Annotated in this window: 14 protein-coding genes; 5 read left to right on the top strand and 9 right to left on the bottom strand. The window is 37.6% G+C overall.

Features of this window, described 5'->3' with window-relative positions:
• Window positions 1–138 precede the first annotated feature (138 nt).
• Both TY15_RS10690 and TY15_RS10685 read right to left on the bottom strand, forming a co-directional pair.
• On the bottom strand, window positions 139–411 hold the full coding sequence (locus TY15_RS10690; protein WP_040204746.1) for a UPF0223 family protein: 273 nt from the start codon (window positions 409–411) through the stop codon (window positions 139–141).
• Between the two features lie 43 nt (window positions 412–454).
• On the bottom strand, window positions 455–1,414 hold the full coding sequence (locus tag TY15_RS10685) for an NAD(P)H-dependent flavin oxidoreductase (protein ID WP_040204744.1): 960 nt from the start codon (window positions 1,412–1,414) through the stop codon (window positions 455–457).
• A 209-nt stretch (window positions 1,415–1,623) separates the two neighbouring features.
• On the opposite strand from TY15_RS10685, the gene TY15_RS10680 reads away from it, so the two are divergent.
• Window positions 1,624–3,096, top strand: a complete 1,473-nt coding sequence (locus TY15_RS10680) for an aminotransferase class I/II-fold pyridoxal phosphate-dependent enzyme (RefSeq protein ID WP_040204743.1) — start codon at window positions 1,624–1,626, stop codon at window positions 3,094–3,096.
• Between the two features lie 85 nt (window positions 3,097–3,181).
• Here TY15_RS10680 and TY15_RS23590 read toward each other — a convergent pair whose 3' ends face one another.
• Window positions 3,182–3,304: a GapA-binding peptide SR1P gene (locus tag TY15_RS23590; protein WP_074432801.1), complete on the bottom strand. Its 123-nt coding sequence runs from the start codon at window positions 3,302–3,304 to the stop codon at window positions 3,182–3,184.
• A 163-nt stretch (window positions 3,305–3,467) separates the two neighbouring features.
• The gene (locus TY15_RS10675) at window positions 3,468–3,767 is read right to left on the bottom strand and encodes a DUF3055 domain-containing protein (protein WP_040204741.1); all 300 of its coding nucleotides are present in this window, start codon (window positions 3,765–3,767) and stop codon (window positions 3,468–3,470) included.
• A 163-nt stretch (window positions 3,768–3,930) separates the two neighbouring features.
• On the opposite strand from TY15_RS10675, the gene TY15_RS10670 reads away from it, so the two are divergent.
• Complete coding sequence (locus TY15_RS10670; RefSeq protein ID WP_179301726.1) at window positions 3,931–4,365, top strand: DUF1885 family protein; 435 nt, start codon at window positions 3,931–3,933, stop codon at window positions 4,363–4,365.
• A 483-nt stretch (window positions 4,366–4,848) separates the two neighbouring features.
• Here TY15_RS10670 and lpdA read toward each other — a convergent pair whose 3' ends face one another.
• From lpdA to TY15_RS10640, 5 genes are all read right to left on the bottom strand, one after another.
• Window positions 4,849–6,264 (bottom strand): dihydrolipoyl dehydrogenase, encoded by a 1,416-nt coding sequence (gene lpdA, locus TY15_RS10660; RefSeq protein WP_040204736.1) that lies wholly within the window; start codon window positions 6,262–6,264, stop codon window positions 4,849–4,851.
• Window positions 6,265–6,269: 5 nt separating this feature from the next.
• Entirely contained in the window at window positions 6,270–7,583 is a 1,314-nt protein-coding gene (locus TY15_RS10655) for a dihydrolipoamide acetyltransferase family protein (RefSeq protein WP_040204735.1), read from the bottom strand.
• Window positions 7,584–7,702: 119 nt separating this feature from the next.
• On the bottom strand, window positions 7,703–8,680 hold the full coding sequence (locus TY15_RS10650; protein ID WP_040204734.1) for an alpha-ketoacid dehydrogenase subunit beta: 978 nt from the start codon (window positions 8,678–8,680) through the stop codon (window positions 7,703–7,705).
• Between the two features lie 3 nt (window positions 8,681–8,683).
• The gene (gene pdhA, locus TY15_RS10645) at window positions 8,684–9,799 is read right to left on the bottom strand and encodes a pyruvate dehydrogenase (acetyl-transferring) E1 component subunit alpha (RefSeq protein WP_040204733.1); all 1,116 of its coding nucleotides are present in this window, start codon (window positions 9,797–9,799) and stop codon (window positions 8,684–8,686) included.
• A gap of 493 nt (window positions 9,800–10,292) precedes the next feature.
• Window positions 10,293–10,958, bottom strand: a complete 666-nt coding sequence (locus tag TY15_RS10640; protein ID WP_040204731.1) for a YkyA family protein — start codon at window positions 10,956–10,958, stop codon at window positions 10,293–10,295.
• A gap of 181 nt (window positions 10,959–11,139) precedes the next feature.
• Between TY15_RS10640 and def the strand changes: the two genes are divergently transcribed.
• From def to rnjA, 3 genes are all read left to right on the top strand, one after another.
• A complete protein-coding gene (gene def, locus TY15_RS10635) occupies window positions 11,140–11,694 on the top strand; it encodes a peptide deformylase (protein WP_040204730.1) in 555 nt (184 codons plus the stop codon).
• 457 nt (window positions 11,695–12,151) lie between these two features.
• Window positions 12,152–12,364, top strand: coding sequence for a DNA-dependent RNA polymerase subunit epsilon (locus TY15_RS10630; protein WP_040204728.1), 213 nt, complete (start codon window positions 12,152–12,154; stop codon window positions 12,362–12,364).
• A gap of 3 nt (window positions 12,365–12,367) precedes the next feature.
• On the top strand, window positions 12,368–14,035 hold the full coding sequence (rnjA, locus tag TY15_RS10625) for a ribonuclease J1 (protein WP_040204727.1): 1,668 nt from the start codon (window positions 12,368–12,370) through the stop codon (window positions 14,033–14,035).
• Window positions 14,036–14,107 lie beyond the last annotated feature (72 nt).

Genomic DNA, 14,107 nt, shown 5'->3' with positions numbered 1-14,107 from the left:
GGCTCCCAATTTACACAAAAAAACGACTCTAAATTCATTATTGGAATTTTTGAGTCGTTTTTTTGATTGCCTTTTTAATTCCTCCAAAAATCCGAAGGATTTTCAGTGCCCTCAAGTGTGATTCGGGAGTTTTTTCTGTTATTTCATACGTATTCTATCACCAGAAGAGGCTTGTTTAGCTTTTTGGATTGTTCGATAGGACGAATAACCGCTCATTTCTTCGAATTCACCACAAATAGTTTTTTCTTCTGCCTTGCTCGGCACGATTTCTTTGAACCGACGATAGACATTCATCATTTCATCACGTTCAATTCCTTTTTCATATGCTCTTTCAATTGCTTCAAAAAAATGGATGACATCGACAATTTCATCTGTAGACCAATTGTAATCAATTGGGTATTGGTACTCCATATATTCACCTACTTACTTTTTTCAATTAATATGAATGATACCCTTATTTTCCCCATTTTGCACGAATTTGTTCCGCCTCTTTTATCATCCGTCGAAAAAGTTCCTCTACAGTTGGTATGTCCTTTATGAGACCCATCACCTGCCCAGCCCAGGCAAATCCATCGGTAGTTTTGCCTTCATATATATAACGTTTATTTGCTATCCCACTTATCAAATCTTTTAGGTGTTCATAATTTCCATGGTTTCGTTCGATGTCGAGAATTTTTTCAGTCCAGCTGTTGGCAATAGCTCTAGCCGGAGCACCTAATGATCTCTTAATAACAACTGTATCGGTCTCTGTCCCCTCTACTAGCCGTTGTTTATATTTTTCATTTGCATGGACGCAATCCTTTGTGGCAATAAATCTTGTACCCATTTCAATCCCTTCGGCCCCTAAACTGAGCGCCGCCATCAACCCTCGTCCATCACCTATTCCTCCTGAGGCAATCACGGGTATGGATACAGCTTCAACTACCTGAGGAATTAATACTATTGTTCCGATATCGTCCCTGCCTAGATGCCCACCCCCTTCTTGCCCTACGACCATTACAGCATCAGCACCTAATTCCTCAGCCTTCATCGCCTGTCGTCTCGCAGCAACAAGAACGAGAGTTTTTGTTTTAGTCCCCTTTAGCTGTTCAAAGATGGGAGCTGGGTTTCCTCCAGTCATTGATATGACTGGCACCTCTTCTTCTATCGCTACCTCTAAATAATCTGCAAAAGGTCTTCCTTGCTGACCGATAGCAAAATTTACACCAAAAGGCTTGTTCGTCATTTGTTTTACTTTTCTAATTTCTTCACGCAGCTGATTAGGATTAGGCAAGGACATAGCTGTAATTTGACCAAGCCCTCCTGCATTGGATACTGCCGCGGCCAATTCCGAATATGCTAAATAAGCCAGACCACCTTGTATAATCGGATATTGAATTTTTAAGATATCAGTAACTCGAGTTTGCCAATCCAAATGAACCCCTCCTAAATGTAGTTAATCTATATTTCGGCTTAATTGCGTAAATTTCCTGTCTTTAAGGGAAACTAACCTGAAGCAAATAAAAAATTTAAAGTGAAGGGAAATCCTATGCAACGCAACAGAATAGTGCTATAATTCCTTTGTTTTATGAATATTTAATTCGACATATTACGAGCATTTTTTATAAAGAGGTGTATTAATCATTGTCACAAAATCAAACACCGCTTTTTAGCGGATTAGTAGAGCATGCGAAAAAAAATCCTATTCAATTCCACATTCCTGGTCATAAAAAAGGAGCCGGAATTGATCCAGAATTCCGCCAATTCATTGGTGATAATGCCTTATCCATTGACTTAATAAATATCGGACCACTTGATGACCTTCACCAGCCAAAAGGAATCATTAAACAGGCGCAGGACTTAGCCGCAGAAGCATTTGGTGCGGATCGTACCTTCTTTTCTGTTCAAGGTACAAGTGGCGCAATTATTGCAATGGTTATGGCCGTGTGTGGACCTGGTGAAAAAATAATCGTCCCACGAAATGTCCATAAATCTGTTATGTCAGCAATTGTTTTTTCTGGTTCAATTCCGGTTTTCATACATCCAGAAATTGATACAGATCTAGGAATTTCTCACGGTATTACAACAGAATCGGTTGAAAGAGCACTGGAACAACACCCTGATGCAAAAGGGCTTTTAGTTATTAACCCAACTTATTTTGGTATCTCAGCTGATCTAAAGAAAATTGTTGAGATTGCCCATTCCTATAAAGTTCCTGTCCTTGTTGACGAGGCCCATGGCGTACACATACATTTCCACGACGAACTGCCATTGTCTGCTATGCAGGCTGGAGCAGATATGGCAGCAACGAGCGTCCATAAGCTAGGGGGATCCATGACACAAAGCTCCATTCTGAATGTGAAAGAAGGGCTTGTTTCTGCTAAGCACGTCCAATCGATCCTAAGTATGCTCACCACCACTTCAACCTCCTACTTGTTGCTTGCTTCTCTAGATGTTGCCCGAAAGCAATTAGCAACAAAAGGCAAGGAATTAATTGATAATACCATTCAATTAGCTCAATCCATTCGTAGACGAATCAATGAAATCGATCAAATTCATTGCATTGGCGAAGAAATTTTGGGCTCTAAAGCGACATTTGATTATGATCCAACTAAACTTATCATTTCAGTAAAAGAGCTTGGTTTAACCGGATATGAAGTCGAAAAGTGGTTGAGAGAAAAACATAATATCGAGGTAGAACTATCAGACCTTTATAATATCCTTTGCATTATTACGCTTGGTGACACAGAGGTTGAAGCAAACATTCTCGTAAATGCACTAAAAGAGTTGGCAGACGAATGTAAGCACCGCCCAGGTAAGATTGAACCAGTAGAAGTTCTACTACCTGAGATTCCTGTACTTGCTTTAACTCCAAGAGATGCTTTCTATGCTGAGACTGAAGTCATTCCTTTAGATGAATCAGAAGGTCGTATCATTGCTGAGTTTATTATGGTTTATCCTCCAGGAATCCCAATCTTTATTCCCGGTGAAATCATAACAATGGAAAACCTTCATTATATCCGCAAAAACCTCGAGGCAGGCTTACCAGTTCAAGGTCCTGAGGATGATGAAATTAAAACCATTCACGTCATAAAAGAATACAAAGCAATTAAATAACAATAGATTTTCGAACTAGAATTAGTGAAGCTACTGAAAAGAAAAACAGGAACCCAAAGGGAACCTGTTTTTCTTTGTCATTTTTTTATACTTCTTCTTCAATATGCTGGTCGTTGCAACAATTACATTTAGAGTATAGTACCGTAACTTTTTCATCTTCAAAATGATCAATAGTAGAATTACAAGTTTGGCATACGAGTGTACCCATTTGTTCAATCCCCTTTTCTTATTGAATGATCATGATTTTGAAAGCGTTATTACATCCTTAATTTAATAATAATATAACACATTTAAAATATCAAGCCTAATTTGTATGTCACATTTAACATTATTTCATAAAAAAAGACCCTTCCGGGTCCTTTTTGAAATGATTATTCATATTGTATAACAAAAGGGATAGTTGGAAGTGTTCCACTAAAAAACTCTGCTAAATCTGTCGCTTGCTTTTTGTCAGGGATACGGAAAACTGTTTGAAGGTACTCAATATCTTCAATATCTTTAGGGTCGAGGAGAGTTGAACGGCCTGTTTGCATACAGACAACAAGAGGTTTTCCGAAGAATAAGTTAGTGTAAATGATCCCGAAGTCATAACGGGTATCTTCTGTAGTAAATCCAATAAACCTCACTTTTGCATTTTCATGCTCATCATAGAGCTTATCGAATAATTCCATATAGACCTCCTCTTTTAATTTAATATTTAGAATATTATTATAATTCATTTTTACAAAAATAGCAAGAAAACAAGCCCTTTTCCTTGTATATATGTTGTCAGTCCTTTTTAATCAATGCTAGAATAGAGATGCATTGATCATGGACAAATAAGGGGGAATGATGATGGCTGTAAACGCATTTATTAAGCTAGTGCCCTCATCTGCTAAACAAACTGTAACGATTGAAGAGGTACAGGAATTATTTCGCTACTATAAAAATATCACTGAAAAAACGGGCAATCAGTTAGATTGGCAATATGGCGATTCTGCTTTTCCTTATGAAATAAAAGAAACCACCGAAGGTAAAGAAAAGTGGTTTTATTTACACTCAGACCATGAACGCTACAAAATTATTTTAGTTGGGGTTGATACAGAGATCGTTAGAAATGAGGATGGAGTAGAAAGAGAACAAGCATACATACAAATCACCCTCCCTGAGCAATCTACCCATGGAGATAAAGGAAAGGCAAATGAATTTAGTAAATTCCTTGCAAAAAAGCTTAAAGGTGAGCTGCATCTCTTTAACGAAAGAATCATGTATTACTATCCTAGAAAGTAAACAAATGGCGGCTCCCTAGTGGAGCTTTTTTAATGAATAATTTGTACCATCGAATAATGAATGGAAGTATAAATAACTAAGCTCAACATCGTGATAAAGAGTGTTTTCCTTGGTGATTTTGTCACCTGATTCCCCAACAAATATGCCAAATAAAAAAACACAAAAAACATGATAACTTTATAAATGAGTTGATCATGCGATGAAAGCCATTCAATAAAGGTGTATCCACTCCATATGATAAACTGTAAAATGATTACCACATATACCCTCAATTTTATCACCACTCTAAATACTTTGATCTAATAAGCCAATACAACAGCTTGTGTTTAAAGTATATGATTAAACACTAATCGTTAGGTATTTATTTTCAGAGAATCTGCGAGGATAAAGAATCGATTTCAATCCACTAAATCCTTATTGCATACAATTCGCTGTAAAAAAGCAAAGTCCTTTTCGTTTTGAACGAAAAGGACTTTCTTTTAATTATTTAATGACATGGATAGGTGTACCTAGTGCTACTTCTGCAGCTTCCATTGTAATTTCTCCAAGTGTTGGATGCGCATGAATGGTCATCGCTAAATCTTCAGCAGTCATACCTGCTTCAATCGCTAAACCTAATTCAGCAATCATATCTGATGCACTTGCACCAGCAATTTGAGCACCAATGACAACACCATCATCTTTACGAGTAATGAGTTTTAAGAAGCCATCACCGCTATCAAGTGATAATGCACGACCATTGGCTGCAAATGGGAACTTTGCCGCATTCACAGCGATTGATTCGTCTTTAGCCTGTGCTTCTGTATATCCTACTGAAGCCAATTCAGGTTCAGAGAAAACAACAGCTGGAATTCCTAAGTAGTCAATTTCAGAAGTGTGACCAGCAATTGCCTCAGCAGCAATTTTAGCTTCATATGATGCCTTATGAGCTAACTGAGGACCTTGAACAACATCACCGATTGCGTAAATATTGCTAACATTAGTCCGGCACTGTTTGTCGATTTCAATTAAACCGCGTTCAGATAATTTCACTCCGGCTTGTTCTAAGCCCATTTCATCGGTATTAGGACGACGACCAACCATTACGAATACATAATCAGCTTCAATTTTCTGCTCTTCGCCTTTAGTTTCGAATGTTACCACAACAGAGTTTTCAGTTTCCTCTACACCTTTAGCTAATGCTTTGGTATAGAATTCTGCACCTTTTTTCTTCATGCTACGTTTAACAAGTGCTGCCATTTGCTTATCAAATACGCCAAGGCCTAGGATTTCATCAGAACCTTCAAGGATCGTCACTTGGCTGCCAAAGTTTGCATAAGCTCCGCCAAGTTCGATTCCAATTACCCCACCGCCGATAACAACGATTTTTTCAGGAATTTCTTGCAAATTAAGCGCACCAGTTGAATTAAGCACACGTTTTGAATATTTAAAGGTTGGCAACTCAATCGGACGAGATCCAGTTGCAATAATAGCATTCTTAAATGTATAGGTTTGAGCTGAATTATCATCCATTACACGAAGAGTGTTAGCATCAACAAAATATGCTTCCCCACGGACAATGTTTACTTTATTTCCTTTTAATAAACCTTCAACGCCACCGGTTAATTTATTCACGATTCCAGCTTTAAATTCTTGAACCTTTGAAAAATCAACCTTTACATTTTCAGCTGTGATACCAAATGTATCGGAATGCATAGCTGTTTCGTAGCGATGACCAGCAGCAATCAACGCTTTGGAAGGAATACAACCAACGTTTAAGCAAACGCCACCGACATATTCTTTTTCAACAATCGTAACTTTTTGCCCAAGCTGAGCTGCACGAATTGCTGCAACATATCCCCCAGGACCCGCACCAATGACTATAGTATCTGTTTCAATTGGGAAATCTCCAACGACCATTTGATTTACGCCTCCATTAACAATAGTTCTGGATCATTCAATAAACGTTTAATATGATTTAATGCATTTTGTGCTGTAGCACCGTCAATCATACGGTGATCAAAGCTTAAAGAAAGGGCTAAAACAGGAGCTGCCACAATCTCTCCATCTCTAACGATTGGTTTTTCAGCGATTCTACCTACACCCAAAATGGCTACTTCAGGATGGTTTATGACAGGAGTAAACCACTGACCACCAGCAGAACCAATGTTTGAAATTGTGCAAGAAGCACCCTTCATTTCATTTGGAGCAAGTTTTCCGTCACGTGCTTTTCCAGCCAATTCATTAATTTCATTAGAAATGGTGAAGACTGACTTCCGATCAGCATCTTTAACAACAGGAACTAGAAGACCCTTTTCAGTATCTGCTGCAATTCCAATGTTGTAATAGTGCTTATGAACAATCTCACTAGTAGCATCATCTAATGAAGTATTCAATGCTGGGAACTCACGTAGTGCACTTGTTAATGCTTTTACGATATATGGTAAGAAAGTAAGCTTAATTCCTTTAGCAGCAGCAACTTCCTTGAATTTTTTACGGTGTTTAACAAGTTTCGTTACGTCAATTTCATCCATCAAGGTAACGTGTGGTGCAGTATGCTTAGAATTAACCATAGCCTTAGCAATTGCTTTACGGATTCCGCTCATTTTCTCACGAGTTTCTGGGTATTCACCTTGTGGAATAGCAGCTGCTTGTGGTGCTTCTGCAACAGGAGTTGCTTCTACAGAAGTTGTTGCTGCTTCCGCTGCAGGAGCTACTACACCACCACTTACGAATGCATCAATATCACCTTTTAAAATACGGCCATTTTTACCAGATCCAGGTACTAATGCAATCTCTATGCCCTTTTCACGAGCATATTTACGCACTGATGGCATTGCCACAATATTACGATTTGGATCAACAGCAACTTGCGTTTGTTGAGCTGGTGCTGATGCTGCAGCTTGTGGTGCTGCTTCTGGCTTAGTTTCTTGAGCAGGAGCTGGTGCTGCAGTTTCTTCTGCACCATGATCGTCACCTTTGAATTGTAGGTTTTCGTATCCTGGGGCATCGAATGTAACAAGAACTTGTCCAACTGTCGCAACTGTTCCTTCTCCGATTAAAACTTCAAGAACTGTTCCATCTACTGGTGACGGAATTTCAACTACAGCTTTATCATTTTGAATTTCACATAGGACATCATCTTCTTGGACTTTATCGCCTGGTTTGATAAACCATTTTACGATTTCACCTTCGTGAATACCTTCACCGATGTCAGGCATTTTAAATTGAAATGACACAGAGATTCATCTCCTATTTTTCGTTTATTTTAGTTGTTTTATCAAATGAAGGGAAAAGAAGGATCTTTTCCCGAACATGTAAGTAACGCTTCACAATAGAATATTGCAAAGTCTATAATTTAGAAATTTAATACCTTTTTAGCTGTTTCGATAACATCCTTATAGTTAGGAAGCCATACTGCCTCAGCTTGTGGGAAAGCAAATATAGTATCAGGTGCTGCTACACGTAAAACAGGAGCTTCAAGGCTTAAAATAGCACGATCATTAATTTCTGCAACGACATTTGCAGCAATACCGGCTTGTTTTTGCGCTTCTTGAACAACAATTGCACGACCTGTTTTTTCAACAGAAGCAATAATGGTTTCAATATCGATAGGGCTAACTGTGCGTAAGTCAATTACCTCAGCAGAGAAGCCTTCTTTTTCAAGTTCTTCTGCAGCTTTTAATGACTCATGAACCATTGCACCATAAGTAATAATTGATACATCAGTACCTTCACGTTTTACTTCTGCTTGACCTAGTGGAATTGTATATTCGCCTTCAGGAACTTCCTGACGGAAAGAACGGTATAATTTCATGTGTTCAAGGAAAATGACTGGGTCATTATCACGAATAGATGAAATAAGCAGTCCTTTAGCATCGTATGGTGTTGATGGAATAACCACTTTAACACCAGGTTGTTGCGCCATAAGACCTTCTAAGCTGTCTGCGTGCATATCCGGGGTATGTACGCCACCACCAAATGGTGAACGGAATGTTACAGGGGCATTAAATTTACCACCTGTACGATAGCGTAGACGTGCTGCTTGACCAGAAATAGAATCCATTACTTCATAAACAAATCCGAAGAATTGAATCTCTGGGACAGGACGGAATCCTTGTAAACTTAGACCAACTGCTAAACCACCAATTCCTGATTCAGCAAGCGGCGTGTCAAATACACGATCCTCGCCAAATTCATTTTGCAGACCTTCAGTAGCACGGAATACACCACCGTTTAAGCCTACGTCTTCACCGAAAACTAATACATTCGGATCATTACGTAATTCTGTCCGTAATGCATCTGTAATTGCTTGAATCATTGTCATTTGAGCCATGGCTTACTTCGACTCCTTTTCTTTATAAATTTCATATTGTTCTTTTAAGTTAAACGGCATATCTTCATGCATAATCGAAATTAAATCGGTCACCTTTTGTTTTGGTGCAGCATCTGCAACTTTGATTGCTTCTTTGATATCTTCTTTTGCTTTTTCGATTACTTCGTTTTCTTTTTCTTCGCTCCAAATACCCTTGTTTTCAAGGAATTTACGGAAACGTACTAATGGATCTTTCTTTTCCCATTCATTATCAAGATCAGCTGTACGATAACGAGTCGGGTCATCCCCAGCCATTGTATGTGGGCCATAACGGTAAGTCATCGTTTCAATAAGTGTTGGTCCTTCTCCATTAATTGCACGTTCACGAGCATCACGAGTTGCCACATAAACAGCTAATGGATCCATACCGTCAACTTGAACGCCAGGAATTCCAGCAGCTACCGCTTTTTGAGCAAGCGTTTTCGCTGCAGATTGCTTCGCAACTGGAGTTGAGATAGCGAAACGGTTATTTTGAATAATGAAGATTGCTGGAGCTTTGAACGCACCTGCAAAGTTAATTCCTTCATAGAAGTCCCCTTGCGAAGTACCACCATCACCTGTATAAGTGATAGCAACCGCTTTTGCTCCACGTTTTTTCAATCCAAGTGCAACACCAGCAGTTTGAACATACTGTGCCCCAATGATGATTTGTGGAATCGCAACATTTACACCCTCAGGAATCTGACCACCTTGGAAATGTCCTCTTGACCACAAGAATGCTTGGGATAATGGAAGACCATGCCAAACAATTTGTGGAACATCACGATATCCAGGTAAGATGAAATCTTCTTTTTCAAGAGCAAATTGAGAAGCTAATTGTGATGCTTCTTGTCCTGCTGTTGGAGCATAGAAACCTAATCTTCCTTGACGATTCAAAGAAATTGAACGTTGATCAAGAATTCTTGTATAAACCATACGGCTCATTAATTCTTGCAATTGTTCATCTGTTAAATCCGGCATTGCTGCTTCGTTAACCACTTCACCTTGTTCATTCAAGATTTGAAGCATTTGAAATTGATCTTCTACAGTTTCGAGCGCTTTCTTCGCATCAAGCTGGGCGTTCTTAAGTTTAGAAGCCATTTAAGTCACCTCTTCCTTTCGTTTCAGAGCTTAATTTAAAATAAAATTACAACATTTAGATTACCCCGAATAACACAAATAAAAGCATGATAACAAGTTGCCATCCACAATAATATGTGTTAATTGGCTCATCCGATTGATATTACATAAAAATTCTTTGCTTGGTATGGAAACACACGTATTAATAGTTTTTCACAGAAAAGATAAGATAAACTAAAAGAATTTCTTTTTACCAACATTATATTCTGTATCACTATTTTATGTAACATCATTGATACAATTATTTATCACATCTATGAGTTTACATCATTCGTTTTCACGCGTCAAATACTAAGTTCTATAATTTTTCATCATTTGGATGTTAATAAAAAACAGAGATTGTAAATCCAACTGTACCAGTTAATTATTTAATCTGTTATATAAGATGTCACATTTTAGACACTTGTTATAATATAGAAAAAATCGACTGTTGTCAGCCGATTCTCTTTGTTGACTATTTTTCAGTTGTTTGAAGTCCTGCTTTTTTATAAAACGACATTTTCTTTTCATTATATTGTTCCGTATACTTATTAAACTTTTCATTTGCTTCAAAAACCTTTTTATACGTTTCATTCAACTTATTTATTTGTGTCTCAAGGTCTGCTATCGGAAGATCCTTATCTTTAAACATCCTATACAATTCTTGATCGTATTTTATTGCATTTGAGTATTCCCTATATAATTCCTCATGTGACCGATACCTTTGGTTCATAATATCATATAATTCATCAGCAATCTTAGTAAGTTCTAGATCGTCCAATTCACCTTTAAGGTCTGCCACCTTTTGAAATTCCTTTTCAGACTCATTTAGACTTTTGGTTTCCTTTTCCATATGTCCTTTTCTTTTATCTGCTAAGGTCAATGCTTCATCAGAGAGTTTAACAATTTGATCATATTCCTTCATACCAAGTTCAATAATCTGATCATATTTTTCTTTTTCTTGTTTTTCCAAGTTGACGAGAGGGTCTTGCTGTTCTTCAAATACCTTTTCTTTTGAGACAACAGCCTCTAGGACATCATACATTTTATCTACAGGGGTCTTTTTTTCCATGCACCCTGTTAAAATGAATATAAGAGCAATAATAGATATTAGAAAACGAACTCTACGTGTTAAAGACAATTCTCATCCTCCTAACTACTACCAACTCTTACTATATCGATACGTAGTTTGTTTGACAATATAGTACAGTATAAAACGGCTTGATATTCGGAAGCTTCAAACAATCATTATTAACATTTTAGCAAATATTTGTTAGACTAGGTAATATGAATAACTTTATTGAACACAGGAGTGAAGGTGCATGTTAACGATGGAGGATATCATTCGAGATGGTCATCCCACCCTTAGGAAAGTGGCAGCAGAGGTAGTCATGCCACCTTCAAAAGAGGATAAGCAGATTTTATCCAGCCTTTTAGAGTACGTGATCAATAGCCAAAATAGTGAATTGGCATTGAAATATAGCTTGCGTCCAGGTATTGGCTTAGCAGCCCCGCAGATTAATGTTTCCAAGCGAATGATTGCTGTACATCTTAAGGACGAAAATGGGACACTTTATAGTTACGCCTTATTTAACCCCAAAATTATCAGTCATTCCGTTGAAAAAGCCTATTTACAATCTGGGGAAGGTTGTCTTTCAGTAGATGAAGCCATTCCAGGTTATGTTTCAAGGCATGCGAGGGTCACAGTAAAAGGAATTAGCCTTACGGGTGAAGAAGTAAAACTTCGTTTAAAGGGTCTTCCAGCCATTTGCTTTCAACACGAGATTGACCACCTAAACGGCATCATGTTTTATGATTATATTGATAAGCACGACCCTTACAAATCGATTGAAGGGGCATTAGCTATTGAAAGGTAAAAACACTGGCCTTTTTTATGAGGCCGGTGTTTTTTGATGTGAACAAATATGGAATTCCATGTTTAACCACGCAAGAATCCGCGTTTATATCATATAATAATAGTAAAAAACGATAATATTTATAAAAAAATTTCAATTATCTGCCATCGCTTGCTTTACATTGGACAAGGTTCGTATAAAATAAAGGTAAGGAGATGATCCACTATGTTAAAGAAGCTACGGAAGAAGCTTTTAAAACAGTGGAAAGATTTACTCAGAAAAAAATCCATTGCCTAAATTTTTGAAGAGCCCTTCAAACTTGCGAAGGGCTCCTTCATTATTGTAAATTGTAGTAATAGATTCTAATTTACATACTTTTCATATATAGTCCAAGGTCTGCCAAAGAAAATAAATGAAAAAGATGAAAATATTATATATAATAGAAAAAGTTATCATTTAGTTAGGAGCGAAATTTAATATGTTATTTAAAGTATATTATCAAAAAAGTATTAAAGAAGTACCTGTTAGAGAAAATACAAAAACTCTTTTTGTTGAAGGTGAATCGGTAAGAGATGTCCGTGCCAAAATTGCCGATCGTGGATACAACGTTGAATTTGTACAAGAAGTTAAGGATGCACATTTAGAATACGAAAAACAAAATGAAGACTTTAAAGTATTGGAGATTGGATAATTTATGAAATTTGTAAAGAATGATCAAACTGCTGTCTTTGCCTTAGGTGGTTTAGGCGAAATTGGCAAAAACACATATGCAGTTCAGTTTCAAGATGAAATTATTTTAATCGATGCCGGAATCAAATTCCCTGAGGATGAATTATTAGGGATCGATTATGTTATTCCTGATTACACTTATTTAGTTAAAAATGAAGATAAGATAAAAGGCTTATTTATCACACACGGACATGAAGATCACATTGGTGGGATTCCATATTTATTACGTGAGATCAATATCCCTGTATATGGTGGAAAATTAGCACTTGGCTTAATTAAGAATAAATTAGAAGAGCATGGTTTACTACGTAATGCAAAGCTAATTGAAATTAAAGAAGATGATATCATTAAATTCCGTAAAACATCGGTTACTTTTTTCAGAACTACCCATAGTATCCCGGATTCTTATGGGATTGTCGTCAAAACTCCACCAGGACAAGTCGTTCATACTGGCGATTTTAAATTTGATTTTACTCCTGTAGGAGAACCTGCCAATTTAACCAAAATGGCAGAAATAGGCAAAGAAGGCGTACTATGTTTGCTTTCAGATAGTACAAATAGTGAAATCCCAGAATTCACCATGTCAGAACGACGTGTTGGCGAAAGCATTGATGATATTTTCCGTAAGGTTGATGGACGAATTATTTTTGCCACATTTGCTTCTAACATTCACAGATTGCAGCAAGTGGTTGAAGCAGCCGTAGTTTACGGTAGAAAAGTAGCTGTTTTTGGTCGAAGCATGGAGGCCGCCATTAATATTGGTCTTGAATTGGGATATATTAATGCACCAAAAGAAACCTTTATTGAAGCGAATCAAATTAATCGATTGCCTGCTGAAAAAATCACCATTCTTTGTACTGGAAGCCAAGGTGAACCAATGGCAGCTCTATCACGAATCGCCAATGGTACCCATCGCCAAATTCAAATTATTCCTGGAGATACCGTGGTATTCTCGTCCTCACCAATACCAGGGAACACCATTAGTGTGAGTAGAACGATTAATATGCTTTATCGCGCAGGCGCTGAAGTCATTCATGGAAAGCTTAGTAACATCCATACATCTGGCCATGGTGGACAGCAAGAACAAAAATTAATGCTAAGGTTAATTAAGCCAAAATTCTTTATGCCAATCCATGGAGAATACCGGATGCAAAAAATGCATGCGAAGCTCGCAGTTGATTGTGGTGTAGAAGAAGAAAATTGTTTCATTATGGACAATGGCGAGGTATTAGCTCTCTCCGATCACACTGCACAGGTGGCTGGAAAGATCCCGTCTGGTTCTGTCTATATTGATGGCAGCGGTGTTGGTGATATTGGAAATATCGTCTTAAGAGACCGTAGGATTCTTTCAGAAGAAGGTTTGGTCGTTGTTGTTGTAAGTATTAATATGAAAGAATTTAAAATTGCCTCTGGTCCAGATCTTATTTCACGTGGATTTGTGTATATGAGGGAATCTGGTGATTTAATCAATGATGCTCAAAATCTAATTACCAAACACTTAAATAAGGTGATGGAGCGTAAGACGAGCCAGTGGTCTGAAATAAAGAATGAAATCACTGACACATTAGCACCATTCCTTTACGAAAAAACAAAACGCCGTCCAATGATCTTACCGATCATTATGGAAGTATAACAAAAGAAAAACGGAATCGCCCACGAGGCGACTCCGTTTTTCTTTTGTCTATCTACTGCGCCAAGGCGCTAT

The sequence above is a fragment of the Neobacillus jeddahensis genome, assembly GCF_000612625.1.
Classification (GTDB): Bacteria; Bacillota; Bacilli; order Bacillales; family Cytobacillaceae; genus Neobacillus; species Neobacillus jeddahensis.
The sequence above is the reverse complement of the archived record's forward strand: the minus strand, read 5'-3'. Positions and strand labels throughout refer to the sequence as shown.

What these genes read in the sequence shown, in the direction of transcription:
- TY15_RS10630 (WP_040204728.1), top strand. Translation starts at nt 12,152, where the DNA reads ATGTTATTTAAAGTATATTATCAAAAAAGTATTAAAGAAGTACCTGTT.
- rnjA (WP_040204727.1), top strand. Translation starts at nt 12,368, where the DNA reads ATGAAATTTGTAAAGAATGATCAAACTGCTGTCTTTGCCTTAGGTGGT.
- TY15_RS10650 (WP_040204734.1), bottom strand. Translation starts at nt 8,680, where the DNA reads ATGGCTCAAATGACAATGATTCAAGCAATTACAGATGCATTACGGACA.
- lpdA (WP_040204736.1), bottom strand. Translation starts at nt 6,264, where the DNA reads ATGGTCGTTGGAGATTTCCCAATTGAAACAGATACTATAGTCATTGGT.
- TY15_RS10670 (WP_179301726.1), top strand. Translation starts at nt 3,931, where the DNA reads ATGGCTGTAAACGCATTTATTAAGCTAGTGCCCTCATCTGCTAAACAA.
- TY15_RS23590 (WP_074432801.1), bottom strand. Translation starts at nt 3,304, where the DNA reads ATGGGTACACTCGTATGCCAAACTTGTAATTCTACTATTGATCATTTT.
- TY15_RS10690 (WP_040204746.1), bottom strand. Translation starts at nt 411, where the DNA reads ATGGAGTACCAATACCCAATTGATTACAATTGGTCTACAGATGAAATT.
- TY15_RS10675 (WP_040204741.1), bottom strand. Translation starts at nt 3,767, where the DNA reads ATGGAATTATTCGATAAGCTCTATGATGAGCATGAAAATGCAAAAGTG.
- def (WP_040204730.1), top strand. Translation starts at nt 11,140, where the DNA reads ATGTTAACGATGGAGGATATCATTCGAGATGGTCATCCCACCCTTAGG.
- pdhA (WP_040204733.1), bottom strand. Translation starts at nt 9,799, where the DNA reads ATGGCTTCTAAACTTAAGAACGCCCAGCTTGATGCGAAGAAAGCGCTC.